The sequence below is a fragment of the Azospirillum aestuarii genome (assembly GCF_016632405.1).
In the GTDB taxonomy this organism is placed as follows: Bacteria; Pseudomonadota; Alphaproteobacteria; order Azospirillales; family Azospirillaceae; genus Azospirillum; species Azospirillum aestuarii.
In genome coordinates, this window is record NZ_JAEPIV010000011.1 from 95656 (window position 1) to 122041 (window position 26386).

16 protein-coding genes are annotated in these 26386 nt (G+C 70.6%); 11 read left to right on the top strand and 5 right to left on the bottom strand.

The features are described 5' to 3' along the window. The 5 genes from JJL56_RS19210 to JJL56_RS19230 all read right to left on the bottom strand — a co-directional run bounded on the left by JJL56_RS19210 (nt 1) and on the right by JJL56_RS19230 (nt 6509). Nucleotides 1–1635: a PepSY-associated TM helix domain-containing protein gene (locus JJL56_RS19210; protein WP_345772605.1), complete on the bottom strand. Its 1635-nt coding sequence runs from the start codon at nt 1633–1635 to the stop codon at nt 1–3. A gap of 13 nt (nt 1636–1648) precedes the next feature. Then, the gene (locus JJL56_RS19215) at nt 1649–1930 is read right to left on the bottom strand and encodes a DUF3649 domain-containing protein (RefSeq protein WP_200485963.1); all 282 of its coding nucleotides are present in this window, start codon (nt 1928–1930) and stop codon (nt 1649–1651) included. Next, entirely contained in the window at nt 1927–2655 is a 729-nt protein-coding gene (locus JJL56_RS19220; protein WP_200485964.1) for a cobalt ABC transporter substrate-binding protein, read from the bottom strand. Before JJL56_RS19220 ends, JJL56_RS19215 begins: the two co-directional genes overlap by 4 nt. A 27-nt stretch (nt 2656–2682) precedes the next feature. Then, nucleotides 2683–5166: a TonB-dependent receptor gene (locus JJL56_RS19225; protein WP_247891148.1), complete on the bottom strand. Its 2484-nt coding sequence runs from the start codon at nt 5164–5166 to the stop codon at nt 2683–2685. A gap of 281 nt (nt 5167–5447) precedes the next feature. Further along, a complete protein-coding gene (locus JJL56_RS19230) occupies nt 5448–6509 on the bottom strand; it encodes a LacI family DNA-binding transcriptional regulator (RefSeq protein WP_145627010.1) in 1062 nt (353 codons plus the stop codon). 330 nt (nt 6510–6839) lie between these two features. On the opposite strand from JJL56_RS19230, the gene JJL56_RS19235 reads away from it, so the two are divergent. From JJL56_RS19235 to JJL56_RS19285, 11 genes are all read left to right on the top strand, one after another. After that, complete coding sequence (locus JJL56_RS19235; RefSeq protein WP_200485965.1) at nt 6840–7604, top strand: SDR family oxidoreductase; 765 nt, start codon at nt 6840–6842, stop codon at nt 7602–7604. 69 nt (nt 7605–7673) lie between these two features. Beyond that, the gene (locus JJL56_RS19240) at nt 7674–8921 is read left to right on the top strand and encodes a CaiB/BaiF CoA transferase family protein (protein WP_200485966.1); all 1248 of its coding nucleotides are present in this window, start codon (nt 7674–7676) and stop codon (nt 8919–8921) included. Continuing rightward, the gene (locus JJL56_RS19245) at nt 8903–10054 is read left to right on the top strand and encodes an ABC transporter substrate-binding protein (protein ID WP_200485967.1); all 1152 of its coding nucleotides are present in this window, start codon (nt 8903–8905) and stop codon (nt 10052–10054) included. The genes JJL56_RS19240 and JJL56_RS19245 overlap by 19 nt, the downstream gene beginning before the upstream one ends. Nucleotides 10055–10064: 10 nt before the next feature. Next, nucleotides 10065–10862: an enoyl-CoA hydratase/isomerase family protein gene (locus JJL56_RS19250; RefSeq protein WP_051140522.1), complete on the top strand. Its 798-nt coding sequence runs from the start codon at nt 10065–10067 to the stop codon at nt 10860–10862. 31 nt (nt 10863–10893) lie between these two features. Then, nucleotides 10894–12078 carry a fumarylacetoacetate hydrolase family protein gene (locus JJL56_RS19255; RefSeq protein ID WP_200485968.1) on the top strand — a complete coding sequence of 395 codons (1185 nt, stop codon included), beginning with the start codon at nt 10894–10896 and terminating at the stop codon, nt 12076–12078. 31 nt (nt 12079–12109) lie between these two features. Continuing rightward, complete coding sequence (locus JJL56_RS19260) at nt 12110–13690, top strand: aldehyde dehydrogenase family protein (protein ID WP_200485969.1); 1581 nt, start codon at nt 12110–12112, stop codon at nt 13688–13690. Nucleotides 13691–13790: 100 nt separating this feature from the next. Beyond that, the gene (locus JJL56_RS19265) at nt 13791–15056 is read left to right on the top strand and encodes an ABC transporter substrate-binding protein (protein WP_145627000.1); all 1266 of its coding nucleotides are present in this window, start codon (nt 13791–13793) and stop codon (nt 15054–15056) included. A gap of 203 nt (nt 15057–15259) precedes the next feature. Continuing rightward, the gene (locus tag JJL56_RS19270) at nt 15260–16198 is read left to right on the top strand and encodes a carbohydrate ABC transporter permease (protein WP_109469572.1); all 939 of its coding nucleotides are present in this window, start codon (nt 15260–15262) and stop codon (nt 16196–16198) included. A gap of 4 nt (nt 16199–16202) precedes the next feature. Further along, nucleotides 16203–17024, top strand: coding sequence for a carbohydrate ABC transporter permease (locus JJL56_RS19275; protein WP_145626998.1), 822 nt, complete (start codon nt 16203–16205; stop codon nt 17022–17024). Nucleotides 17025–17084: 60 nt separating this feature from the next. Next, nucleotides 17085–18305, top strand: coding sequence for an ABC transporter ATP-binding protein (locus JJL56_RS33720; RefSeq protein ID WP_200485970.1), 1221 nt, complete (start codon nt 17085–17087; stop codon nt 18303–18305). Between the two features lie 334 nt (nt 18306–18639). Next, a complete protein-coding gene (locus tag JJL56_RS19285; RefSeq protein WP_200486013.1) occupies nt 18640–26358 on the top strand; it encodes a hypothetical protein in 7719 nt (2572 codons plus the stop codon). Nucleotides 26359–26386 lie beyond the last annotated feature (28 nt).

A 26386-nucleotide genomic window follows, 5' to 3' on the forward strand; every position in this document is an offset into this window, starting at 1 on the left:
TCATCCCTCGCGCAGGACGGCGCCGCCGGCCGGCTTATTGACGGTTTCGCGGGCCGGCTTGCGGGCGGCCCGAGTCTTGGGCTGGTGGCGGAGCGTGCGGACCGCCAGCACGGCGTGAAGCGCCGCCAGTGCCCAGCACATCAGGTCCATGCCGATGAACACCCAGTCCCCTTCGGCCAGGCTGCGCCAGAACGGTCGGTGCGTGGTCGCGGCGTTGAGCACGGGCAGCAGCGCCAGCAGCGCGGTGGCCAGCCACAGCTGCTCGACCCAGGCCTTCTTCGCGGGACGCAGCACGCCATGCAGCAGCGTCAGCGCCCAGACGATAAAGAAGCTGTGGATCTCCCAGTTGGCGCGGTCCGCCAGGGTCTCCGGCAGCAGGCGGTTCGCCCACAGGAAGGCCGCCATGGCGACCGACAGGCCGGCGATGCTGGCGATGTTCAGCCGCTCCACGACGTGGAAGCCGATGTAGGGCCGGGCCGGATCGGGCAGCTTCTGCCGGCGCTTCACCGTCCACATCACCAGACCGGTGCCCACCATGGCGGTGCCGGCAAGGCTGACGAGGAAATAGAGCCAGCGCGTCACCGAGTCGCTGAAACGCCCCAGATGCAGGGCGTAGAGCACGCCGCGGGTCTCCGCCGCCGGTCCCACCCCTTCATGGACGGCCAGCAGTTTGCCGGTGGTGCCTTCGAACTCCAGATATTGCGGGCTCATCGAGACGCGCCCGCCGTCGCCGCGCGCCACCGCAACCCGCGCCGCCGCGTCGCCCGGATGCGTGGCGGTGACCCGCCCGACGCCGTCGCGGCCCCAACGCTCCTGGGCGTGGCGAACCATCTCCTCGATCGAGGCAAGCGGGGCCGCCTCGCCGCTGGGCTTGCCCGGCTGGATGAAGGCGCTGAGTTCGGCGTTGAGCTGCTGGCGGTCCGCCGCGGTCTTGATCCCCGCCTGCTGGCCCCAGGGCATGTAGAGCGCCATCAGAGTCACCAGCCCGGTGTAGGTGATCATGGCGTGGAACGGCAGCCCGAACACCGACAGCGCGTTGTGCGCGTCGAGCCAGGAGCGCTGCCCCTTGCCCCAGCGGAAGGTGAAGAAATCGACGAAGATCTTCTTGTGGGTGATGACCCCGCTGACGATGGCCACCAGCATGAACATGGCCGCGATGCCGGCGATCCAGCGCCCCCACACCACCGGCATGTAATGGAACTGGAAATGGAAGCGGTAGAAGAAGTCGCCGCCCAGCGTCGCGCGCGACGACACCGTCTGCCCGGTCGCCGGGTCGAAATTGCCCTCGCCGAAGCCGCGCTGGCCGGGAGCCGCCCCGGCGGTGCGCCAGAAGGCGTAGACGCTGTTGTTGCGGGCGTCCGGCAGGCGCAGGCTCCATTGCGGGCTGCTCGGCACGAGGGCGACGAGTTCGTCGGCCACCCGCTGGGCGACTACGGCCTGATCCGGCACCCCGCTCTGCGCCGGCAGTTCGGGACGCATCCATTGCGACAGCTCGTCCTTGAAATAGGACACCGTCCCGGTGAGGAACATCGCGTAGAGCACCCAGCCGAGAAGCAGCCCGACCCACGTGTGCAGGTCGGACATGCTCTGGCGGAGGCCGCGGCCGTCGGGGCGCGCTTGCTGATCCGTCTTCACGCTCGGCTCCCCATCACCAGACCGACCACGCCGACAGAAGCAGCGGCGCGGCCACGACAAGAAGGCCCGCCCAGGCGCGCAGCGCGCTGCGGACCGCGAAGACCCAGATCACGGCGGCGGCGTAGATGACGAAGCTCGCCAACTGGCCGGTGAGCACCGCCTGCGGCGTGCTCATGGGAAGCGCCAGCACCGCCACGCTGGCGAGCGCGGCCAGCGCATAGCCGCCGAACAGGGCGGCGGCTATGCGCGAGACAAGCGGTCCAGCGGAACGGACCCGTCCGGCCACGGAGGTCATTTGTTGGGCGTCGCCGCCGGGCCGGCGGGGACCGGCGCCAAACCGTCGGGGTGGACGTAGGTCACCGTGGTGACGTAGCTGACGCCGTCATACTTCTCGGCGCCGTTGGCGCCCTGGCGCTCGCCGGGGGTGCGCTCGTTCAGGCTGACCTCGGCCACGTAGGTGCCCTTCCACGGCAGGTCGAAGGTGACCAGACCCTGCTCGTCGCTGTGCTCCTCCTTGGCCCAGCCGGACTGGGTGACCAGCATCACCTTGGTCTTGGCCTTGGGCTGGCCCTGGAAGACCAGCTTGAACTGGCCGGGCTTGCCGGTGGGCACCAGATCCAGCGTCAGCTTCGGCGCCTGCTCGGCGAAGCCGGTGATCAGGCGCGCGGCGGGGTGGAACCAGTTGGTGGTTTCCTTGTCGCCCTGCTTCCAGCTGTAGAGCGGGTAGAGCGTGTCCTCGGCGACGATGCTCTCGCCGTTGGCGGCCTTGAAGGGCAGCGCGAAGCCGTCCGCGGTCTTGGCGGCCTCGGCCTTCCGCTCCCCCTTGGCGGAGAGGAGGGTGCCGGCCGGCTTGCCGAACTTGTCGAGCAGGCCGGGCGAGACCTCGCGCAGGTTCTCGCCGAACTCCCCGAAGCGGATCGTGGCGTTGCCCTGCTCGGGCTGCTCGATCCAGATCTGGTGGGCCTGGGCAGGCATGGCGAAGCCCAGCGCGGCGATGAGGGCAAGCGACAGTTTGTTCATGACGAAATCCAAAAGGGGCGTGAGGGATCAGAAGTCGACGGTGGCGGACAGCAGCACGGTGCGCGGCGAACCGACGGTCACGTAGGTGCCAGTGGTCAGCCAGTACTCCTTGTCGAAAAGGTTCTCGACGCTGGCGCGCAGCACGACCGGCTTGCCCGACACGTCGGTGTTGTAGCGGGCACCGATGTCGAAGCGGGTCCAGCCGTCGAAACGCAGCGTGTTGGCGTTGGTCAGGTAGGAGCCGGACGTGTGGATCACGCGCCCGTTGAGGGCGAGACCCTCGACCCACGGGGTGTCCCAATCCAGGCTGGCGGAGAAGCTCTTGTCCGGCACGCCGGCGGCGTCGTTGCCCTCTTCCGAGGCGACGGCGGTCTTCGTCAGCTCCGGCTTCAGGAAGGTCGCGCTGGCCATGGCGCGCAAGCCGGGCAGGATCTCGCCGTAGGCGGACAGCTCCAGGCCACGGTTGCGCTGCTCGCCGTCATAGGCCAGCTCGTTGGACGCGGTGCGGATCGAGCTGGGGCGGGTGATCTGGAAGACCGCGGCGGTCGTGGTGATGGTCCCCCAATCGACCTTGACGCCGCCTTCGAGCTGCTTCGACTTGTAGGGTTCGAGCACCGCGCCGGTGTTGGCGTAGCCGGCGCCGACGATGGTGCCGCGCGACAGGCCCTCGGCGTAGTTGCCGTAGACCGCGACATTCTCCAGCGGCTTGACGACCAGACCGGCGAGCGGCGTCGTGGCGCTGGCGTCGTAGTTGCTGGTCTGCGCGCCGGTCGTGGTGCTGTAGCCCTTCACCTTCACCGTCTGGTCGCGCACGCCGAGCGTCAGCAGGACGCGGTCATTGACGAAAGACAGCGTGTCGGCGATGGCGATGCTGCTCAGCGTCGTCTCGGCCGACTTGCGCGGGTCGGTGCGCGGCGCGGTGATGACGGGCAGCGGCGCCGGGTTGTAGATGTTTGACGGGGCCGAGCCGGCGGCCTGGATGTAGGCGTTGCCCTCCTCCCGCTGGAAGCCGGTGTAGCCGATGTTGACCTGATGGCGGACGGGACCCGTCTCGAAGCGCAGGCGCGCACCGGCCGTGCCGCTGACCGTCTCGCTGTAGGAGTCGTAGTAGGAGTTGCGGACCGTGAAGTTGCCGAGCGCGTTCACGGCGGGGTTGGACTGCGGGAACACCTGATCGTTCGTGCCGTCCCGGTAGCCGATGCCGGCGTAGGCGGTCAGCCAGTCCGTCACGTCGAACTCGATGTTCGAGGCGATGGTCTTGTCCTTCTGGACCAGCGTCGTGTTCGGGTACCAGTTGCTCCGCGCGTCGGGCGGCGACGGGATGGCCGTCGTCGTGGACAGGATGCTGATCTGCGGGCGGAAATTGTCGGTGTCGTCACGCTGGATGATGCCGTCGAGCGACCAGCGCAGCCGCTCGCCCCGGTAATCCACCGCCAGCGAGCCGAGGCCGGTCTTCACGTCGCCGTCCTCGATCGAGGCTTCGCCGCCGCGCAGCAGGCCGTTGAAGCGCACGCCCCAGGCGTTGTTCTCGCCGAAGCGGCGCCCGGTGTCGACATGGACGCCGAAATTGGCATCACTCTGGTAGAGCCCGGTCACGCGGGTCAGCGGCTGGTCGCCGGCCCGCTTGCTGAGGATGTTGATGCCGCCGCCGATGCTGCCGCCGGGGGCGATGCCATTCATCAGCGCGCCCGGCCCCTTCAGCAGCTCGATCCGCTCGATGATCTGCGACGGCACGCGGTTGGAGGACACCAGCCCATACATGCCGTTGAAGCCGACGTCGCCGGACGGAACGGCGAAGCCGCGGATCTGGAACGTGTCGTCGAATCCGTTGCCGCCGGTGGTCGTGCGCACCGACGAATCGTTGACCAGCGTGTCCGCCGCCGTGCGCGCCTGCTGGTTCTCGATCAGTTCGGAGGTGTAGTTGGTCGTGCTGAACGGCGTGTCCAGCGTGTTCCTGGTGCCCAGCAGGCCCAGCGTCCCGCCGCGCGCCACCTGACCGCCGGCGTAGGGCGGCGGCGGTTCGCCCGGCAGCGCGCCGGCGCTGGCGGAAACCTGAACGGAGGGCAGCACCGTCGCCCCGGCCGGGGCGCTCACGACCGGCGTCGACCCTTGCGCGACGAGGCCGTACCCCGAGGACGTGCCCGCGATCTGATAACCGCTGCCGTCCAGCAGGCGGCGGAAGCCGTCCTCGACCGTCGTCGTTCCGCGCAGACCCTGGGAGGTCTTGCCCCGGACCTGCGCCGGGTCCATGGCGACGCTCACCCCGGCCTGGGCGGCGAAGCTGCGCAGCGCAGCGTCCAGAGGGCCCGGCGGCACGTTGGCGTCGACCGTACGGGCCGCCGCCGTCTGGGCCTGCGCGGCCGGGGCGAAGGGAAGGCCACCCGCGAGGACGGCGCTGGCAAAGCAAACGGCCATGGCGACCGGGCGCAGACCCGGTGCGAAGACGTCATGCGCGGCGCCGCGGCGGCGGACGGTCAGGCGCAGAGCGTCCTTGCCGCAAGATTGAGACATTGAGCCAGTTCCTCTACCAAAGGGTGTATATGTGGCGTAGCGTCAGCGACCGGCACCCTGTCCGTTTCAAAAAAGCCGAACATCTGAGCTGATCGCCTGAATGCGAATGATTTTCATTCTAAGCATCGGGCGGCGGATTGCGCAAGGGGGCAACGTCACCGTCCCGGTGATCGTTCGCGTCTTTATGTCCGTGATTTCTCTAGGGGAATTTCACTGGCGACATCAGCGCCCGCATGCGGGCGTGAGAGGCGGGAGAAGGATTGACCGCCGCGCCGACAGGCTCAGGCGCTGCCCCGCACCAGAAGCTCGAACCCCACATCCTGGGTGCGGTTCTCCACATCGCCGCCCTGCATCCGCCGAAGCAGGAGGTTGGCGGATTCCGTGCCGATCCTGCGGCTGGCGATGGCGATGGTGGTCAGGCCCGGCGTCAGTTGCCCGGCGATGTCGTAGTTGCCGAAGCCGGTGATGGCCAGATCCTTCGGCACCGAGATTCCCATGCCGGCGCAGGCCAGCAGGGCGCCGGAGGCCAGCACGTCGCTGACGAACACCACCGCGTCGGTGTCGGGATGCTGCTCCCGAACCAGCTTCAGCAGCTCTACGCCGGTCGCCATCACCATCGGTCCGCTGGTAACGGTGACGACGCGCGGCGTCACGCCCGGGAAATGACGCTCGTGGGCGTCCTGGAAGCCCTTCAGACGCTCCTTGGCGCGGTGGTCGCCCGGCTTCATGACGCCCGTGAAGGCCAGCCGGCGGTAACCGCGCCCCACCAGATGATCGACCACGCTCATCAGGGCGGCGTGGTTGGAGAAGCCGACCAGCATGTCGACGGGGCGGTTCGTCCAACTCCAGCTTTCGACCACCGGCACACCGGTGCGCTTCAGGAGGGCGGTGGTTTCCTGGGTGTGGCGGGTGCCGATGATGAAGAAGCCGTCGGGGCGCCGCCCGCTGAAGCTGCGGACCAGCGACTCCTCCCGCCCGGCCATGTAGTCGGTGTGGCCGAGGAAGACCTGATAGCCCTCCGGCAACAGGACGTCGGTCAGGCCCTGGATGGTCTCCGCGAAAATCGAGGCGGAAATGGTCGGGATGATCGCCGCCACCGTCATGCTGCGGTTGGAAGCGAGGTGGCTCGCCGCGAAATTCTGCACGTAGCGGGTCTCGCGCACCGCTTCCTCGATGCGGGCGAGCGTGTCGGGACCGACGCTGCGCGGATCGCGCAAGGCGCGCGACACCGTCTGCGTCGAGACTCCGGCGGCCTGCGCCACATCGGCCATCGTCACCGCGCGGGTCGCGGAGCGCCGCCGTGAATCCGCCTTCCTGAGCGAAAGCTGTCCTTCGTCCGACACCTGGGATGACCTCTTTCCTGCCTCCGCCGGCCCGCCTTCGGACACGAACCGGCCGCCTTCTTGTGCATGGCCGCGCCCTCCGTTGCAAGCCGGGCGCGGCGCCGTTTCCGAAACCATAGCGCTTTTCATGTTAGCGGTCACGTGAGCGATAACGCTAACGCTCACGAAAGATGCTTGATTGCCCCAACCAATCATGTTACCGGTCACGTTAGCGGTCACTCGGAACGGACGCGAAGGCGGACGATCCGGGGGCCGCGGGGAGGACCACCGCGGCGGCCCGACGGCCGCCGGCGGGCAAGCAACAAAGACAAGCAACGAAGCGGGCAAGACATGAACGTTCTTGCGGACAGCGTCGCCTGGATCACCGGCGGCGGCAGCGGAATCGGGGAAGCCGGCGCGCGGGCGCTGGCCCAGGGCGGCGCCACCGTCGTCCTGTCCGGACGGCGCGAGGACGCGCTCCACCGCGTGGCGGAGTCCATCCGCGGCGCCGGCGGCAAGGCCGAGACCGCGGTCCTCGACGTGGCCGACGAGGCGGCGGTGCGGCGCGTGGCGGCGGCGATCCTCGACCGCCACGGGCGAATCGACACGCTGGTCGCCAGCGCCGGGATGAACCTGCCCAACCGCAGTTTCAGCACGGTCGGGGCGGAGGGCTGGCGGCGGCTGATCGACGTCAACCTCAACGGCACCATGCACGCCATCCAGACGGTGCTGCCCGCGATGCGGGAGCGCCGGTCCGGCACCGTCATCATCGTGTCCTCCTGGGTCGGGCGGCACGCGCTCGTCCTCGGCGGCCCCGGCTACAACGCGACCAAGCAGGCGCTGGTGACGCTGAGCCACAGCCTGAACATGGAGGAATGGCGCAACGGCCTGCGCTCCTGCGTGGTCATGCCGGGCGAGGTGGCGACCGACCTGCTGGGCCAGCGCCCCTCCCCGCCCCCGGCGGAGGAGATGGAGCGCCTGCTCCAGCCCGAGGATCTGGGCCGCACCATCCGCTTCGTGGCCGAGATGCCGCCCCACGTCTGCGTCAACGAAATCCTCATCAGCCCCGTCTGGAACCGCGCCTTCTTCACCGAAGCTCCGGCGACCAACGGCTGACCGAATCCATCCCTACGCCCCATCCCTCCGCCATGGCCGGCGGACCCACGGCAACAAGATCCGGACATCATGGACAAGAAACGCAACATCCTCAGCGGTTACCGTGTGCTCGACTGCTCCATCGCCATGGCCGGCCCGCTGGCGGCGCAGCGCCTGGGCGACCTCGGCGCCGACGTGGTGAAGGTGGAGCCGGTGACCGGGGAGTGGCAGCGCCACACCGCGGCGGGCGGCATCACCGGCAACAAGGTGAACGTCTCCTTCCTGTCGCTGAACCGGAACAAGCGCTCGCTCGCCGTCGACCTGAAGAACACCGAGGGCAAGGCCCTGCTCATGGAGCTGGTCAAGACCGCCGACGTGTTCCTTCAGAACTACCGGCCGGGCGTCGCCAAGCGGCTGGGCGTGGACTATGAATCGCTGTCGGCGATCAACCCGCGCCTGATCTACCTGTCGATTTCCGGCTATGGCGAGACCGGCCCCTACGTCCAGCGTCCGGGCCAGGACCTGCTGTTGCAGGGCATGTCCGGCGCCATGCTGTCGGCGGGCCGCGAGGGCGAGGCCCCGACCCCCGCCGGCCAGTATCTGGTGGACGCGATCACCGGCTACACCGCCTTCGAAGGCGTGCTGGCCGCCCTGCTCCACCGCGAGCGCACCGGCGAGGGCCAGCTCGTCCAGGTCAACATGCTGGACGCCATCACGACGATCCAGATGCAGGAACTGTCGGTCTTCACGGTCGGCGGCAAGCCGCAGACCCGCTCCGCCGAGCCGCACGCCCACGTTTACATCCGCGCCCCCTACGGCGCCTTCGCGACCAGTGACGGCTTCATCATCGTGGCCTTCCCGCCGCTGAAGCTGCTGGGCGAACTGATCGGCGAGCCGTCCTTCCTCGACATGGAGGACGAGACCGACAGTTGGTCGCGCCGCGACGAGATCTTCGCCAAGACCCGCGCCCGGCTGACCGCCCGGACCTCCGCGGAATGGCTGGAGCTGTTCAACGCCGCCGGGGTCTGGGCCGGGCCGGTCTACGGCTACGCCGACCTCGTGAACGACCCGCAGATCAAGCACAACGGCACCTTCGTCGAGTACGACCACCCGACCGAGGGCCGCGTCAAGACGCCGGGCTTCCCCATCCGCTTCTCCAAGACCCCGTCGGAGGTCGAGCGCGGCGCCCCCCTGACCGGCGAGCACACCCGCGAGGTGCTGGAGGCCGCCGGCTTCACCGCCGAGGCCATCGACCGCCTGCTGGCCGCCGGCGTCGTCGCCGCCACCGAGCCGGAGGCGGAGGAAGAGGAGGTTCGGGCATGCGCTACCGCGCGCTGACCTGGGACCACCCGCGCGGCTACAACGCCTTGGCCGCCGCGGCGGCCGGGCTGGACGAGGGGCGCGACGGGCTTGCGATCGACTGGGACAAGCAGCCGCTCGAAGGCTTCGAGGCCCATCCAATCGGCGACCTCTGCGCCCGCTACGACCTGATCGTCCTCGACCATCCCCATGTCGGGGAAGCCGTCGCGGACCGCGGCCTGATCCCGCTGGAGGACCTGTTCACCGCCGAGGACCTCGCCGGCTGGCAGCGCGACAGCATCGGGCCGAGCTTCGCCAGCTACCGCTTCGCCGACCGGCATTGGGCCCTGCCGCTCGACGCGGCGACGCAGGTCACGGCCTGCCGCGCCGACCTTCTGGACGGGCCGATCCCCGTCACCTGGGCGGAGGTGGCGAGTCTGTCCGAGCGGACGCCGGTCGCCCTGTCGCTGGCCGGACCGCACGCCTGCCTGACCTTCCTGTCGATGGCGGCGGCCTTCGGCGATCCGCCCGCGGTGGCCGATCCCGAACGGCTGGTCTCGGCCGAGGTGGGGACGCAGGTGCTCGACCTCATGGCGACTCTGGCCGGGCGGATGCCGGCAGCGGTGCGCGGGCTGAACCCCATCGGGCTGCTCGGCCACATGGCCCGCACCGATGACGTGGCGCTCTGCCCGCTGGTCTACGGTTACGTCAACTACGCCGCCCCGACGGTGGCGGGGGACAAGCCAGTCACCTTCGCCGACGCGCCACGCGCCACAGCGGACGGGCGTCCCGGCTCGACGCTGGGCGGCACCGGCATCGGCGTCTCCGTGCGCTGCGAGGTGACGCCCGCCCTGCTCGACCATCTGCGCTGGCTGCTCGGCGCCGAGGCGCAGCGGAGCTTCATCCCAGCCCACGACGGCCAGCCGAGCCGCCGCGACGCCTGGGCGGACGAGGCGGTGAACGCCCGCTGGGGCGGCTTCTACCGCAGCACCGCCGCGACGCTGGAGGCCGCCTATGTCCGTCCGCGCCACGCCGGCTACATCGCCTTCCAGGCCGAAGCCGCCGCGATGATCCGCGACGCGCTGGCCGATGGCACGCCGCACGCCGCCTTGCTCGACCGTCTGCAACACCGCTACGCCGCCAGCCGCCCTGTTGCTGGCGCTGAACGATAAGGCCCATTCCATGGACTCGCTCAACACCCCCGATCCGGCGCTTGGCGCGGTCACCGTCACGGTGGACGGCTTCGTCGCCACCATCACGCTCGACCGCCCGCAGAAGCTGAACGCGGTGACCCCGGAGATGGCCGCGGAGCTGGTCGCCGCCGTCGCCCGCTGCAACGCGGACGACGACATCCGCTGCGTCGTGCTGACCGGCGCCGGGCCGCGCGCCTTCTGCTGCGGCTCCGACATCCGCGAGCTGGACCGCTACGACACCGCCTGGAACTTCCGCAACCGCGAGGACTATTGCGACGCCATCCGCGGCTTGCGCAAGCCCAGCATCGCCGCGGTCAACGGCTACGCCTTCGGCGGCGGGCTGGAGACGGCGATGAGCTGCGACATCCGCATCGCGTCGGAGAACGCCCAGTTCGGCGCGCCGGAGATCAAGCTCGGCTGGATCGGTGGCGGCGGCGTGGCGGCCTTCCTCTCGCACTCCATCGGCACCTCCAACGCCGCGATGATGATCCTGACCGGCGACCCGATCCCGGCGGACAAGGCGCTGGCCTGGGGTCTCGTCAGCGAAGTGGTGCCCGCCGACCGGCTGCTCGCCCGCGCGCAGGAGATCGCCGCCATCGTCGCCAGCCGCGCCCCCATCGCGGCGGAGACGGCGAAGCTGAACCTGAAGGCCGCCCACACCATGCCGGTGGAAAAGGCCATCGAGTACGAGCGCGACCTGCAGACCATCTGTTTCGCCACGGCGGACGCCGCCGAGGGGCGCGCCGCCTTCAAGGAAAAGCGCAGCCCGGTCTTCCGGCGCAAGTAACGACCCGGCGCAAGCAAGAGGAGCGGAAACCATGAGCAAGCGACCCCTTCCCCTCGACCCCGCCGCCGCCCTGCCGGCGGACGAGGGCGCGCTTCTGGTCGGGCGCGCATGGCGGCCCGGCGTCGGCCCCTCGGTCATCGCCGTGCGCGGCCGGGACGTCTTCGACATCACCAGCCGCGACGCGCCCACCGTGCGCGATCTGGTGGAGACCGGCGCCGCCGCGGATCTCGCCCGCGACATCCCCGGTGAGTGGATCGGCACCGCCGCCGCCATCCTCGCCAACTCCGACGAGGACCGGCGCGACCCGGAGCGGCCCTGGCTGCTGGCCCCCATCGACCTTCAGGCGGTGAAGGCGTCCGGCGTGACCTTCGTGGTCAGCCTGCTGGAGCGCGTCATCGAGGAGCAGGCGCGCGGCGCCCCGGAAAAGGCGCTGGCGATCCGCGCCGACATCGACGCGCTGATCGGGCGCGACCTGTCCAGCCTGAAGCCCGGCTCGCCGGAGGCCATGGAGGTCAAGAAGGCGCTGATCGCCCGCGGGGTGTGGTCGCAGTATCTTGAGGTCGGCATCGGCCCCGACGCCGAAATCTTCACCAAGGGCCAGCCGATGTCGGCGGTCGGCACCGGCGCCCATGTCGGCATCCCGCCCAGCTCGGTGTGGAACAACCCGGAGCCGGAAATCGCCGTCCTGGCCTCCAGCCGCGGGGACATCGTCGGCGCCACGCTCGGCAACGACATGAACCTGCGCGACGTCGAGGGGCGCTCCGCCCTGCTGCTCGGCAAGGCAAAAGACAACAACGCCAGCGGCTCCATCGGCCCGTTCATCCGCCTGTTCGACGGCCGCTTCACGCTCGACGGCGTGCGCAGCGCCGAGCTTGGGCTGGTGGTCGAGGGCAGCGACGGCTTCCGGCTGGAGGGCTCCAGCTCCATGTCGCAGATCAGCCGCGACCCGGTGGAGTTGGTGGAGGCCACCATCGGCGAGAACCACCAGTATCCGGACGGCTTCGTGCTGCTGCTCGGCACCATGTTCGCGCCCGTCGAGGACCGCGACCGTCCGGGCGAGGGCTTCACCCACAAGCTGGACGACGTGGTGACCATCACCGCCCCGGCGCTGGGCAGCCTGACCAACCGGGTCCGCCATTGCGCCGACTGCGCGCCCTGGGACTTCGGCGCCGCCGCGCTGATGCGGAACCTTGCGGGCCGCGGCCTGCTCGGCTGATGCCGCACCGAGAACAAGAAAGGACCCGCCCGTGACCCTCACCGGCATGATGCTGATCGGCGTCGAGAGCCACCGCGGCCGCAACGGCGAGATCCGCGCCATCGACCCGTCCACCGGGGCGGCCCTGGACCCCGCCTTCGGCGGCGGCGGGGCGGCGGAGGTTGACCGCGCCTGCCAGCTTGCCTGGGACGCCTTCGACCGCTTCCGCGAGACCGCACCGGAGGACCGCGCCGTCTTCCTGGAGGCGGTCGCCCGCAACATCCTCGACCTCGGCGACGAGCTGATCGTCCGCGCCGTGGCCGAAAGCGGCCTGCCGCGCGCCCGGCTGGAGGGGGAGCGGGGGCGCACCGTCGGCCAGCTCCGCCTCTTCGCCGCGGTGGTGCGGGAGGGAAGCTGGATCGGCGCCCGCATCGACCCGGCCCTGCCGGAACGCGCGCCCCTGCCCCGCCCCGACCTGCGCCAGCGCCGCATCCCGCTCGGCCCCGTCGCGGTGTTCGGCGCCAGCAACTTCCCGCTGGCCTTCTCGGTGGCCGGGGGAGACACCGCGTCCGCCTTCGCCGCCGGCTGCCCGGTGGTGGTCAAGGCCCACTCCGCCCATCCCGGCACGTCGGAGCTGGTCGGCCGCGCCGTCCAGGCCGCCGTCGCGGAATGCGGCCTGCCGGAGGGCGTCTTCTCGCTGATCTTCGGCGCCGGCACGTCGGTGGGCACGGCGCTGGTCGCCGACCCGCGCATCAAGGCGGTCGGCTTCACCGGCTCGCGCCGCGGCGGCGTGGCGCTGATGGAGGTGGCGGCCAAGCGCCCGGAACCGATCCCCGTCTACGCGGAGATGAGCAGCATCAACCCGGCTTTCCTGCTGCCCGCGGCGCTCGCCGCGCGGGCGGAGGCGCTGGGCCGGGGCTTCGTCGCCTCGCTGACGCTGGGCGCCGGGCAGTTCTGCACCAACCCCGGAATCCTGCTGGCGGTGGACGGGCCGGACCTCGACCGCTTCGTCGCGGCCGCCGTTGAGGCGCTGGGCGGCAGCGCGGCGCCGACCATGCTGACGCCGGGCATCCACGCCGCCTTCGACGCCGGGGTGGCGGCGCTGGCCGACAACGCCCTCGTGGCGACGCTGGCCCGCGGGCTGGACGGCGACGGCCCCAACCAATGCCGGGCGGCGCTGTTCGCCACGACCGCCGACGCCTTCCTCGACGACCCGTCCCTGCGGGAGGAGGTGTTCGGCTCCGCCTCGCTGCTCATCCGCTGCCCGGATCTGGAGTCCTTGCGCGCCGTGGCGGAGCGGCTGGACGGCCAGCTCACCGCGACCTTGCAGATGGACGCGGCCGACGCCGGAGCGGCGGCGGCGCTGCTGCCGACGCTGGAGCGCAAGGCCGGCCGCATCCTGGCGAACGGCTGGCCGACGGGCGTCGAGGTCTGCCACGCCATGGTGCATGGCGGCCCCTTCCCGGCCACATCCGACAGCCGCACGACCTCGGTCGGCACGGCGGCCATCGAGCGGTTCCTGCGGCCCGTCTGCTACCAGGACATCCCGGCCGGCCTGCTGCCGGAATCCCTGCGCGACGGCAACCCGCTGGGGCTGTGGCGCCGGGTCGACGGAGCGTTGGGCCGGCACTGAACCCCGACCACCGGCCCGCATACTCTGGTATGGTTCCGGGATTGCGGGCCAAACCAACCAAAAAAGACAGTAAACGAACAAATTCAGAGGAGGACGCAGCATGAAGCCGTTTCTGAGCGCAATCACGGGCATCACCCCCATCCTGGCCGGCGGGCTGGCCGCCGCCCTGGCGCTGGGCACCGCGTCGGTCGCCCTGGCCCAGTCATCCGGAAAGACGGTGGTGACCTTCGCTGCGTCCCACTTCGCCGAGGTCGGCCGCGGCGACCGGCTGAAGGCCTGGGTGGAGAAGTTCAACCAGTCCCAAGCGGACATCGAGGTGAAGCCGGTCACCATCCCCTTCTCCTCCTTCGCCACCACCATCTTCACGCAGATGGGCGGCAACGGCGGCCCCGACGTGATCCGCTTCGACCTGCCGGAGTTCTACGCCGCGGTGGCCGCCAAGTCGGTCCTGCCGATCGACGACATCGTGAAGGACGGCGCCCACAAATTCACCGCCGCCGACCAGTACATGAAGGTCGAGGGCAAGCGCTACGGCTTCGCCTTCGACACCGCCAACTACGCGATGGTCTACAACGCCGCGCTGCTGCCCAACGGCACGCCGCCCAAGACCTTCGAGGAGTTCGTGAAGCTCGGCAAGGAGGCGACGAAGGACGGCAACTACGGCTTCGCCTTCCGCGCCACGATGGCCGAGCGCGGCGGCGTCTGGTACGACCTGACCAACTTCGTCTACGGCTTCGGTGGGCGCTGGTCCAAGCCGGACGGCACCCCGACCTTCAACAGCCCGGAGGTCGTGGCGGGTGTCGCCGCCTACAAGACCGTCTACGACGCCGGCATGATCCCCAAGGGCACCGACGCCGCCACCTACCGGCGGATGTTCTGGGAAGGCAAAGTCGCCATGGAGATCGACAACGGCGGCGTCGCCACCATCCTGACCTCGCAGGGCAAGGCGCACCCCATCGCCGCCGCCCCGTCGCCCTTCCCGCACAAGGAGCAGGGCATGATCCTGGCTCCGGTGACCATCAACGCCAACACCAAGGTGAAGGACGCCGCCGGCAAGTTCCTGCAATGGGCGCTCCAGCCCCAGCAGCAGCAGGAACTCCAGACCCTGCTGGGTGCCGCCAACGTCGCCACGACGGTGGAGCGCACGCCGGAGGAGCTTCAGGCCATGCCCTGGCTGAAGGTCTACGACGCGCAGACCCCGAACAGCGTCCCCGCCCTGCCGCAGGGGCTTGAGACCAAGGCGCCGGAGATCCAGCAGATCATCGTCCAGCAGCTCCTCAAGGTGCTCCAGGGCGGCGTCGCCCCGCAGACCGCCATGGACGAGGCGCAGCGCCAGATCACCGCCCGCGTGCTCGCCCAGAAATAACGCCCAAACAACTCCAGGGCGATCGCATTCGACATCCTTAACCCTCTCCCCTCTGGGGAGAGGGTGGCCCGCAGGGCCGGTGAGGGGGTCCCGCGTTTCCGGTACGTCCGGCACAAGCGCAACCCCCTCACCCTAACCCTCTCCCCAGGGGGAGAGGGGATAACGAATGCCATCGCCGTGGTCCCAACTCCGGATACCGCATCATGATGAGCAGGACCGTGAGCCAGCCCAGGGCCGCCGCGCGGCGCGCGCCGATCGACCATGGCCGCTGGGTCCCCGCACTCTTCGTCGCCCCGGTGGCGCTCTATCTCCTGGTCTTCCAAGGCTACCCGCTGGTGCAGGAATTCCTGCTCAGCGTCACCTCAACCTCGCTGCTCTCGCCCGGCCAGCAGACCTACGTCGGGCTGGACAATTACCGCGAGCTTGTCTTCGACCCGGAGTTCCATCAGGTCCTGCGCGTCACCGCGGTCTACACGCTGGTCTGCGTGGTCGCCTCCATCGGGCTCGGCCTGCTGGCGGCGCTGCTGCTCGACGGCACCTTCCGGGGGCGCGGCATCGCCCGCGCGCTGGTCACCATTCCGTGGGCCGCCCCGCCGGTCGCCGCGGCGCTGATCTTCGTGTGGATGTTCAACGCGCAGTACGGACTGTTCAGCCACCTCGCCCAGTTCCTGGGCTTCGCCGAGGGCGGGGTGAACTGGCTGGACGAGCCGTCCTTCGCCCTGCCGGCCATTCTCATCACCACGATCTGGCAGATCTTCCCCTTCTCCTCTGTCGTCATCCTGGCCGCCCTTCAGGGCGTGCCGTCGGAGCTGCGCGAGGCGGCGGTGATCGACGGAGCCGACCGGCTGAGCATCTTCCGCGCCGTCACCTGGCCGACCATCCGCCCTTCGGTGGCCCTGCTGACCCTGCTCATCACCGTGTGGTCGCTGCGCCGCTTCGACGTGATCTGGCTGATGACCCAGGGCGGCCCGCTGGGCGAGACCAACACGCTGGTCATCGACCTCTACCGCCGCGCCTTCGTCTATCTCGACCTCGGCCGGGCGGCGGCGGTGGGCATCATCGGGCTGGTCGTCGCGATCCTGGTGACGCTGGTCTATTTCTGGCTGACGACGCGGGCGGAAAAGGCCGCCGGAAAGCGGTGATCCCATGAAGCACAATTCCACGGCCCGCACGCTCGCCGTCCTGGTCCTCCTCGGGGTGGCGGCCTTCCCGCTCTACTGGATGCTGGTGACCTCGCTCACCCCGTCGGAGCGGCTGTTCGACGCCACGCCGAACCTGCTGCCGACGCTGTCGCAGATCGGCACCTACGCCGCCGCCTTCACCGAAACCTCGCTGCGCCAATGGTTGATCAACAGCCTGATCGTCGCGGTCGGCACGACGGTGCTGAGCATCCTGCTGTCGGTTCTGCCGGCCTACGCGCTGTCGCGGCTGACCTTCAACGGCAAGCTGCTGCTCGGCTTCGCGCTGTTCATGACGCAGATGCTGCCGGAAGCGATGCTGGTGGTGCCGCTCTACGACATCTTCACCAAGCTGTCGCTGCTCAACACGCTGCTCGGCCTGATCCTGGCCAACACGGCCTTCACGGTGCCGGTGGTGACCTGGATCCTGAAGGGCGCCATCGATGGCGTGCCGTCGGAGATCGAGGAGGCGGCGAGGGTGGACGGCTGCTCCCGCCTGGGCATCGTGCTGGCGGTGGTGGTTCCGCTGATCGCGCCGACGCTGGCGGCGGCGGCGGTGATCGCCTTCTTCCACGGCTGGAACGAGTATGTCTTCGCCCAGACCTTCATCAGCGACGACGCCCTGCGCACCGCCTCGGTCGGCCTCGCCAGCTTCGTGGGCGAGCTGAGCACGCCGGTGCACACGGTCATGGCGGTCGGCTTCATCTACACGCTACCGGCGGTCGTCTTCTACCTGTTCGTCCAACGCTACGTGGTCGCCGGCATGACGACCGGCGGCGTCAAGGGCTGACCGTGGGCCGATCCCGCCCCCCTTGCAACGACACGCCCGAGAGATAAAAGGGAAAAGCCCATGGCTATCAAACTGCAGAACGTCACGAAGTCCTTCGGTTCCCTGACCGTGATCGACAACGTGAGCCTGGAGGCCGGCGACGACGAGTTCCTGGTGCTGCTCGGCCCGTCGGGCTGCGGCAAGTCCACCATCCTGCGCATGATCGCGGGGCTTGAGACGGTGACCAGCGGCGAGATCCATCTCGGCGGCAAGCGGGTGGACCAGCTGCCGCCCAGCGACCGCGACATGGCCTTCGTGTTCCAGTCCTACGCGCTCTACCCGCACATGACGGTGCGGCGGAACATCGCCTTCCCGCTGATCATGCGGCAGTTCCGCTGGTGGTTCCACGTCCCCTTCATCGGCGACTATTTCAAGCGCCGCATCGAGAACTCGCCGGAGGTGCGCGGTCTGGTGGAGCGCACCGCCGACACGCTGGCCCTGACCAAGGTGCTGGACCGCCACCCGCGCACCCTGTCGGGCGGCCAGCGCCAGCGCGTGGCGCTCGGCCGCGCCATGGTGCGCGAGCCGTCGGCCTTCCTGATGGACGAGCCGCTGTCGAACCTCGACGCCAAGCTGCGCACCGCCATGCGGGCGGAGATCACGCAGCTCCACCAGCGGGTCGGCGGCAACTTCGTCTACGTCACCCACGACCAGATCGAGGCGATGACCATGGGCACCCGCATCGCGCTGATGCGCGACGGGCACCTCCAGCAGTACGGCACCCCGCGCGAGATCTACGAGAAGCCGGCCAATACCTACGTCGCCCGCTTCATCGGCACGCCGCCGATGAACCTGATCGACGCCGAGGTCGAAGGCATGACCGTTCGCATCGGCTCCAGCGTCCTGCCGCTGCCCGACAAGGCCGAGCGGCCGGGCGGCACCAGCCGCATGAAGGTCTGGCTGGGGCTGCGCCCCGGCGCGCTCGCCATCGTGCCGCCGGGCCAGGGCAAAAGCCTGCCGGGCACCGTCACCCTGGTCGAGCATGTGGGGGCGGAATCGCTGATCTCCGTCAAGCTGTCCGGCGTCCACACCGCCCATGACGACGACGGTGGCCTGACCGACGAGGTGATGGTGTCCGTCCCCGGCTACAGCGAGCTGCGCGTCGGCGAGGCGGTCGGGATCGACTGCCTGCTGAAGGACTTCTCCCTGTTCGAGAAGGACAGCGGCGTCCGCGTCGGCGGGCGGGCCGCCGAGGACTTCCTGGCCGGCGGACGCGTCGGCACCATCCGCACGGCGTCCTGACGCCATCCGTGCGAACGGCGCCTCCCCTCCATCCCAGGGTGGGTTGGCGGGTGCGGCGCCGTTCCCGAACACCACTTTTCAGAAAGACACATTCATCACTTTTACAACCCGATCCTCAAATGTATCAATAATCGACAATTTGCTGCCGCATGAACCAAAATTCATGCAGTAACCATCGCCGCTCTGCGGGGATTTCGTTGTTGTATGACCGCCGATCCAAGCAAAATTAACTTCCGATCGACCAAAAGAACGGCAGCATTCAGAATTTCTTTAATAAATCCCTTTGTTATTGGCCTTCCCGATACGCGACCGCCGCGATGGCGAGAGGGCCACTATGCCGGACACCCTGGACGCCACCGCCCCGCTCCTGACCATCCCCGATGCCCTGGCGTCCGAAGCGGCGGCGGTGCTGCTGGGCGGCGATCCCGGCGCGCTGAAAGCCGTGCAGGAGAAGCTGGCGGCGGCGCTGACCGGACAGGGCCTGCCGGAAGGCGCCGCGGGCAGCGTGGCGGACGGTTGGATGCGCGACGTTGCGGCGGGGGTCGGCGCCAGCGCCACGCCCGACGACGCCATTGCGCAGGCGAGCCGGATCGCCGCTGGCACCGCGGCGCGCATGGCGGAAGCCGCACAGGAAACCGCGGCGCTGACCGGCGAGCAGCGCCTGGCCGTCGCCCTGGCCCAGGGGCAGGGATTGGGGCCGGCTGGCGCGAACGATCCCAAGGCGGCGTCCGACCTGTCGGCGGCGCTGTTCAACGGGGTCATGGACCCGGCGGCCCGCCCCGCGGGCGCCGTCGACCCCATCGCCGCCCTGTCGCAGGCCTTGATCGCTCCCCCAACCGCCCCCGCGGCGGCGGACGCCGTTCCCGTCTCGCCGTCCGACAAGCTCGCCGCGGCGCTCGCCTCGGGCGTCGGGGTGCAGGATGCGGTGACGGCGCTCGGCCCCGCTCCGGGCGGTCACTTCGCCGAAGCGCTGGAACACGCCCTGTCCAGCGGCGCCGACGCCGCCGGCGCCATTGCCGAGGCACAGGCACAGAGCGCCGCCAGCGCGGTCCAGTCCAATTCCGTCGCGGTCGAGCAGACCGACGGCGCGCGCCTGCTCGGCGCCCTCGCCGCCGGAAAGACGGACGGCGCAAGCGGCGCGCTGGCCGGCAACCCAGCCTTCACCAGCGTCCTGAACGACGCGCTGGCGCAGGGCGCACCGCCCGACGCGGCGCTCGGCGCCTCAGCCCGGGCGCAGACGGACATGGCGGCCCGCCAGGAGGCCGCCACAGTTCCGGCGAAGCCGGCGGACGCGCTGGTCGCCTCGCTGTCGTCGGGCCAGAATGTGGCGGCCACCGTCAAGACCTTCGCCGCCGCCGCTGGGCTCGACGGCGCGGCGTCCGGCGGCTTCGGCGACGCCTTGGGGCGCGCCCTGTCCACCGGGCAGGAGATGTCCGGCGCGCTGGGGTCGGCGCAGCAGAACGTGTCCACCGCGATGGCCCTGTCGGCGGAAACGACGAAGGGCGTGAAGAGCGACGGGCTGATCGCGGCGCTCGCCAGCGGGCAGAACGTGCAGCAGGCGGTCCAGGCGCTGGGCGGGTCCGGCGCCGCCTTCAACGCCGCCCTGGGTCAGGCGCTGGCGGACGGGCGCGCCCCCGGATCGGCGCTCGCCGCCGCCCGCCAGACCGCGGAGACCGTGCAGCAGAACGCCCAGGGCAGCGAGGTTCCGGTTTCCGCCGAGAACAAGGCGCTGGCCGATCTCGCCAACCCGCCGCCCGCGGGAGAGGCGGCCAAGGACGGCGCCAAGGAAGACGGCGACAAGGGCGGCGGGGAGAAGGCCGCTGAGCAGGTCGCCGAAGCCCCGGCCGAGGGCAAGGAGGAGGGCAGCGAGAAGGACGACGCCAAAGAGGAAGGCGCCAAGGAGGATGGAGCCAAGGAGGAGGCAAAGGGCGAAGCCGGCGACAAGGTCACCGCCGACACGTCCTCGGTGGAGGGTGAGGCGTCTCCGGCCGCGGCCAAATCCAGCATGGGAAGCGAACCCGCGCTGAAGCCGATCAGCTTCGATGCGGCCGGAACCGCCAAGAGCGCCGACACCGCCACGCCGAGCGCCACGGCTCCCGCGCCATCCACCAGCACCGCGCCCGCCGCCGCCCCGCCGGTCACCAAATCGCTGACCAGCGATCCCTTCGCCGTCGCGGCGCAAATCCAGCAGCAGGTGGTCCGTGCCATCGAGAGCGCGGCCAACGCCCTGCCCGCGACGGTGCCGCCGGTGGCGGCCCCCACCCTCGCGGCCGGCTTCGACGCGGCGGCCTTCGCGAAGGCCCTGGCGATCGCCGAGGGCACCGCGGCCCCGGCCGGCTTCGCCGTCTTCTCCCTGATCGAGGCGATGTTCCGGCCCGGCGAGGCCGGCAGCGGCGTGACCGGCGTCGCCGTGGTGGCGAATCCGGACTCCCCGTTCGGCGTCTGGCAGTACAGCGTGGACGGCGGCGCGTGGCTGGCGGTGGGCACAGTCGGCGACGGGGCGGCCCTCGTTCTTCCGGGCAGCGCCCTGCTGCGCTTCCTGCCGGCCGCCAACTGGAATGGCACCGCGCCGTCGCTCGGGCTGCGGGCGGTGAACAGCGAATGGGCCGAGGGCTTCAGCGGCGCCGAACACCGGCTGTTCACGCTGACCGGCGTCGGCGGCACCACCCCGCTGTCGGCGGACGTCGCCCCGTTGGCGCTGGAGGTGACCCCGGTGAACGGCGCCCCGGTGGCGACCGGCCCGCAGGCGGTCCTGGCGACCATCGCGGAGGACAGCGCCGACCCGGCGGGCGCCAGCGTGGCGTCGCTGTTCGGCGGGCTGTTCTCCGACCCGACCGACGCGCTGTTCGGCTCCGCCGGCAACGGCTTCGCCGGCGTGGCGCTGGTCGACAACGCCGCGGACGCCACCCAGGGGCAATGGCAGTATTGGACCGGCACGGCCTGGACTGCCGTGGGAGCGGTGTCGGACGGCAACGCCCTGCTGCTGGCCGCCGACGCCAAGCTGCGCTTCGTTCCCGCCGCCGACTGGAACGGTGTGCCGCCAAGCCTGACGGCGCGCCTGATCGACGATTCGCAAGGACCGGTTGTCAGCGGCGAGCGGGCGGACGTGACGGGCGCGGGAGGGGACAGCCGCTACAGCCTCGGCACCATCGCCCTGAACACGTCGGTCAGCGCGGTCAACGACGCCCCAGTGGCAACGGGCACAGCGGCCACTTTGCCGACCATCGCGGAGGACACCGTCAACCCGGCGGGAAGCACCGTCTCCAGCCTGTTCGGTCATCTCTTTTCCGACGCCGCCGACGCGGTGGGCGGCGGCTCGGCGGCCAACACGCTGGCCGGCGTGGTGGTGGTCGGCAACGCCGCCACCGCGGCACAAGGGACGTGGCAGTATTGGACCGGTACGGCCTGGGCCGGCATCGGCGCGGCGAGCGACGCCGACGGGCTGATGCTGGCGGCGAACACGGCGCTGCGCTTCCTGCCCGCCGCCAACTGGAACGGCATCACCCCGGCCCTGACCGTGCGGCTGGTCGAGGATGGCGGCGTGTCTCTGGTCACTGGAAGCCGCGTGGACCTGACGACCGGCGTCGGCGGCAGCACCATCTACAGCGCCGGGACCATCGCCCTGACCGGAACCGTCGCGCCAGTCAACGACGCGCCGGTCGCCACCGGAACGAGCGCGCTCCTGCCGGCGGTTGCGGAAGACGCCACCGATCCGTCCGGTGCCACGGTCACCACCCTGTTCGGCCACCTGTTCTCCGACCCGGCGGACGCCGTGACGGACGGTTCCGTCGCGGACGGCTTCGCCGGGATCGCCATCGTCGGCAACGCGGCGACCTCGCAAGGCGTCTGGCAATACTGGACCGGCACGAGCTGGACCGCCGTAGGGGCGGCCTCGGACGGCGATGCCCTGCTGCTGTCCGCCGACGCCAAGCTGCGCTTCGTTCCCGCCGCCGATTGGAACGGCGTGCCGCCGAGCCTGACGGTTCGCCTGATCGACGATTCGCAAGGGGCCGTGACCAGCGGCGGGCGGGCGGACGTGACGGGCGCGGGCGGCGACAGCCGTTACAGCCTCGGCACCATCGTCCTGACCACCGCGGTCGGCGCGGTCAACGATGCCCCCATCGCCACCGGCACGACCGCCACCTTGCCGACCATCGCCGAGGACACCGTCAACCCGTCCGGCGCCACCGTCTCCAGCCTGTTCGGCCACCTCTTCTCCGACGCCGCCGACGCGGTGAGCGGCGGGTCGGCGGCCAACGCGCTGGCCGGCGTGGTCGTGGTCGGCAACGCCGCCACCGCGGCGCAAGGAACGTGGCAGTACTGGACCGGCACGGCCTGGGCCAATGTCGGCGCGGCGAGCGACGCCAACGGGCTGCTGCTGGCGGCGAATACCGCGTTGCGCTTCGTTCCCGCCGCCAACTGGAACGGCACCACCCCGGCCCTGACGGTCCGGCTGGTCGAGGATGGCGGTGCGCCGCTGGTCACCGGCGGGCGGGTTGACCTGACCGATGGCGTCGGCGGCAGCACCGTCTACAGCGCCGGGACCATCGCCCTGACCGGAACCGTCACCCCGGTCAACGACGCACCGGTCGCCACCGGAGCGACCGCCGTCCTGCCGGCGATCGCGGAGGACACCACCAACCCGGCCGGTGCCAGCATCACCGCCCTGTTCGCCCACCTGTTCTCCGACGCGACGGACACCGTGAGTGGCGGGTCCGCCGCGAACGGCTTCGCGGGCGTCGCCATTGTCGGCAACGCGGCGACCACCGCGCAGGGCGTCTGGCAATACTGGACCGGCACGGCCTGGACCGCCGTGGGGGCGGCCTCTGACGGCAACACCCTGCTGCTGGCCGCCAGCGCGATGCTGCGCTTCGTTCCCGCCGCCAACTGGAACGGCACGACGCCGGCCCTGACCGTCCGGCTGATCGACGACTCGCAAGGGGTCGTGACCAGCGGCGGGCGGGCCGTCCTGGCGAGCGTGGGCGGCGACAGCCGCTACAGCGCCGGCACCGTCGCCCTGACCACCACGGTCGGCGCGGTCAACGACGCCCCCGTCGCCACCGGCACGGCGGCCGCCCTGCCGACCATCGCGGAGGACACCGCCAACCCGGCGGGCGCCACCGTCTCCAGCCTGTTCGGCCACCTGTTCTCCGACGCCGCCGACGCGGTGGGCGGCGGGTCGGCCGCCGACACGCTGGCCGGCGTGGTGGTGGTCGGCAACGCCGCCGCGGCGCAGGGGGCGTGGCAGTACTGGACCGGAACGGCCTGGGCCGACATCGGCGCGGTCAGCGGCGGCAGCGGCCTGCTGCTCTCCGCCAACACCGCGCTGCGCTTCGTTCCCGCCGCCAACTGGAACGGCACCACCCCGGCCCTGACCGTCCGGCTGGTCGACACGTCGCAAGGCCCGATCGCCAGCGGCGAGCGGATCGACGCGACGAGCGTCGGCGGCGACAGCCGCTACAGCGCCGGGACCATCGCCCTGACCGGAACCATCACCTCCGTCAACGACGCCCCGGTGGCGACGAGCACGACGGCCACTTTGCCGACCATCGCCGAGGACACCGCCAACCCCGCGGGAACCACCGTCACCGCCCTGTTCGGCCATCTGTTCTCCGACCCGGCGGACGCGGTGAGCGGCGGGTCCGCCGCCAACGGCTTCGCCGGCGTCGCCATCGTCGGCAACGCGGCGACCGCCGCGCAGGGCGTCTGGCAATACTGGTCCGGTTCCGCCTGGATCACCGTAGGCGCGGTGGCGGAGGGGGCGGCGCTGGTCGTCGCGGCCAGCGCGCTGCTGCGCTTCGTTCCCGCCGCCGACTGGAACGGCACCACCCCGGCCCTGACCGTCCGGCTGATCGAGGACGGCGGCGCCCCCGTCGTCACCGGCGGCCGCGTGGACCTGACGGCTGGCGTCGGCGGCAGCACCGTCTACAGCGCCGACACCATCGCCCTGACCGGAACCGTCACCCCCGTCAACGACGCGCCGCAGATCACCGCCGGCACGGCGGCGCTGGCGACGGTGAAGGGCGTGGCCGTGGCGGTCACCGGCCTGTCGGTGTCCGACGTCGACGCCGGCGCGCTGCCGATGCTGGTTACGCTGAGCGCCGGCCACGGCACGCTGACTCTGGCCGACGCCGGGTGGGACGCCGTCATCACCGGCAACGGAACGGACAGCGTCACCATCCGCGCGACGCTCGCCACCATCAACGGGCTGCTCGGCGCCGCCAACGGGCTCGTCTACACGGCAAGCGCCTACACCGGGGCCGACGCCATCCGGATCGTCGTGAACGACCTGGGCAACGGCGGGGCCGGCGGGCCGCTGACCGCCACCGCGACCATCGGCGTCACCGTGGCGCCGCCGAACGCCTCGCCCGTCCTGATCGACACCAACCTCGACGTGACCGTGGCGGCGGAGGCCCTGGCCGCCCCCACCGCCGGCACGGTGGGATTCGCGGTGTCCAAGCTGGTCGGGCTGAACGGCAGCGGCCCGGCGAACGTCACCGACGCCGACGCGGGCGCCCTCACCGGCATCGCCCTGACCGGCACCAGCGAGAGCTATGGCCGCTGGTGGTTCTCCACCGACAACGGCGCCAGCTGGAGCCTCGTCGGCGCGGTCAACGACAGCGATTCCGCCCTTCTGCTGCGCGCCACCGACCGGCTGTACTTCCAGCCCGACGCCGCGGTGCCGGCCACCGTCAACGGCGCCCTGACCATCCGCGCCTGGGACCAGACCACGGGCAGCGCCGGTTCCAAGGCCGCCGTCACCCTCGGCGCCGGCAGCGCCTTCTCCGCCGCCACCGACACCGTCACCCTTCATCCCGGCGTGCTGATCCCCAACGGCTCCTTCGACAAGGGATTGACCGGCTGGAGCTACACCGGCGGCGCCACGGTGGGCGCGACCGGCGACGGGCATGAGGGAACCCTGACCTCCGCGGGCGGCCGGACGCCGACGCAGCTCGAGGATTTCCTCGGCCTCGCCCACGGCTCCATCGCCACGGCGACCGGGACCATCCCGTCCTTCGGCAACGCGATGAAGCTGGCCAGCACCGTCACGGTGACGAAGGACACGATCCTGACCTTCGACTGGACCTTCATCTTCTCCGACCCCGGCTATCACGACTTCGCCTTCGTCAGCGTCAACGGCGTGGTGACCCTGCTCGCCAAGGACGCGAGCGCCAGCGGCAAGTTCAGCGTGGTGATCGCGGCCAACAGCACCCTGTCGCTGGGCTTCGGCACCTCCGACACCAGCGACAACAGCGTCAACCCGATCCTGCGCGTCGACAACATCAAGCTGACCACCGTCGCCAGCGACCCCATCGTGCTGGACATGGCCGGCGACGGGCTGGCCCTGCGGGCGCTGACCGACGGCGTCCTGTTCGACGTCAGCGGCGACGGCGTGGCCGACCGGACCGGCTGGGTCGGCAAGGGCAACGCGCTGCTGGTGCGGGACGACAATCACAACGGGCAGATCGACGACGGGCGCGAGCTGGTGTCGGAGCATTTCGGAAAGGGCTTCAACAGCAGCCTGGAGGCGCTCGCCTCGCTCGACAGCAACCACGACGGGCGGTTGGACGCCGCGGACGAGAGCTTCGCCACGCTCCAGGTCTGGCAGGACGCCGACGGCGACGGGGTGAGCCAGCAGGGCGAACTGCGCACGCTGTCCGAGGCCGGAATCCTGTCCATCGCCACCACGGCCACCCCGACCGACACGACGCTGGCCGGCAACCACGTCCTCGGCACCACCAGCATGACCATGGCCGACGGCAGCAGCCGCCTGGTGGCCGGCGTCGCCTTCGACGCGCAGGCCACCGCCGCGGGGCAGCTGCACAGCCAGCCGCTGGCCGCGTCGCCATCTCCGTCGTCTCAGGCCGATCACGGGCGCTTCGACTACGCGGCGCTTCTCTCCTCCGGCCTGGGCCTGCCGGACACCGTTCCGGTTGTGCAAAACAGCCTGGATGCGCACAGCGGCGATTGGGCCATGACCGCCCACACCGCCGACACACACCACGTCACAACCCATGCATCAACGATTGTGCCGGTCGCAGAAAATTCATGATCGACCGACAGAATTCGACGCATTTTTA

Excerpts from the sequence above, each read along its gene's own strand:
- JJL56_RS33720 (WP_200485970.1), top strand. The coding sequence starts at position 17,085 with ATGGCTATCAAACTGCAGAACGTCACGAAGTCCTTCGGTTCCCTGACC.
- JJL56_RS19265 (WP_145627000.1), top strand. The coding sequence starts at position 13,791 with ATGAAGCCGTTTCTGAGCGCAATCACGGGCATCACCCCCATCCTGGCC.
- JJL56_RS19250 (WP_051140522.1), top strand. The coding sequence starts at position 10,065 with ATGGACTCGCTCAACACCCCCGATCCGGCGCTTGGCGCGGTCACCGTC.
- JJL56_RS19225 (WP_247891148.1), bottom strand. The coding sequence starts at position 5,166 with ATGTCTCAATCTTGCGGCAAGGACGCTCTGCGCCTGACCGTCCGCCGC.
- JJL56_RS19240 (WP_200485966.1), top strand. The coding sequence starts at position 7,674 with ATGGACAAGAAACGCAACATCCTCAGCGGTTACCGTGTGCTCGACTGC.
- JJL56_RS19245 (WP_200485967.1), top strand. The coding sequence starts at position 8,903 with ATGCGCTACCGCGCGCTGACCTGGGACCACCCGCGCGGCTACAACGCC.
- JJL56_RS19235 (WP_200485965.1), top strand. The coding sequence starts at position 6,840 with ATGAACGTTCTTGCGGACAGCGTCGCCTGGATCACCGGCGGCGGCAGC.
- JJL56_RS19275 (WP_145626998.1), top strand. The coding sequence starts at position 16,203 with ATGAAGCACAATTCCACGGCCCGCACGCTCGCCGTCCTGGTCCTCCTC.
- JJL56_RS19285 (WP_200486013.1), top strand. The coding sequence starts at position 18,640 with ATGCCGGACACCCTGGACGCCACCGCCCCGCTCCTGACCATCCCCGAT.
- JJL56_RS19270 (WP_109469572.1), top strand. The coding sequence starts at position 15,260 with ATGATGAGCAGGACCGTGAGCCAGCCCAGGGCCGCCGCGCGGCGCGCG.
- JJL56_RS19255 (WP_200485968.1), top strand. The coding sequence starts at position 10,894 with ATGAGCAAGCGACCCCTTCCCCTCGACCCCGCCGCCGCCCTGCCGGCG.
- JJL56_RS19215 (WP_200485963.1), bottom strand. The coding sequence starts at position 1,930 with ATGACCTCCGTGGCCGGACGGGTCCGTTCCGCTGGACCGCTTGTCTCG.
- JJL56_RS19220 (WP_200485964.1), bottom strand. The coding sequence starts at position 2,655 with ATGAACAAACTGTCGCTTGCCCTCATCGCCGCGCTGGGCTTCGCCATG.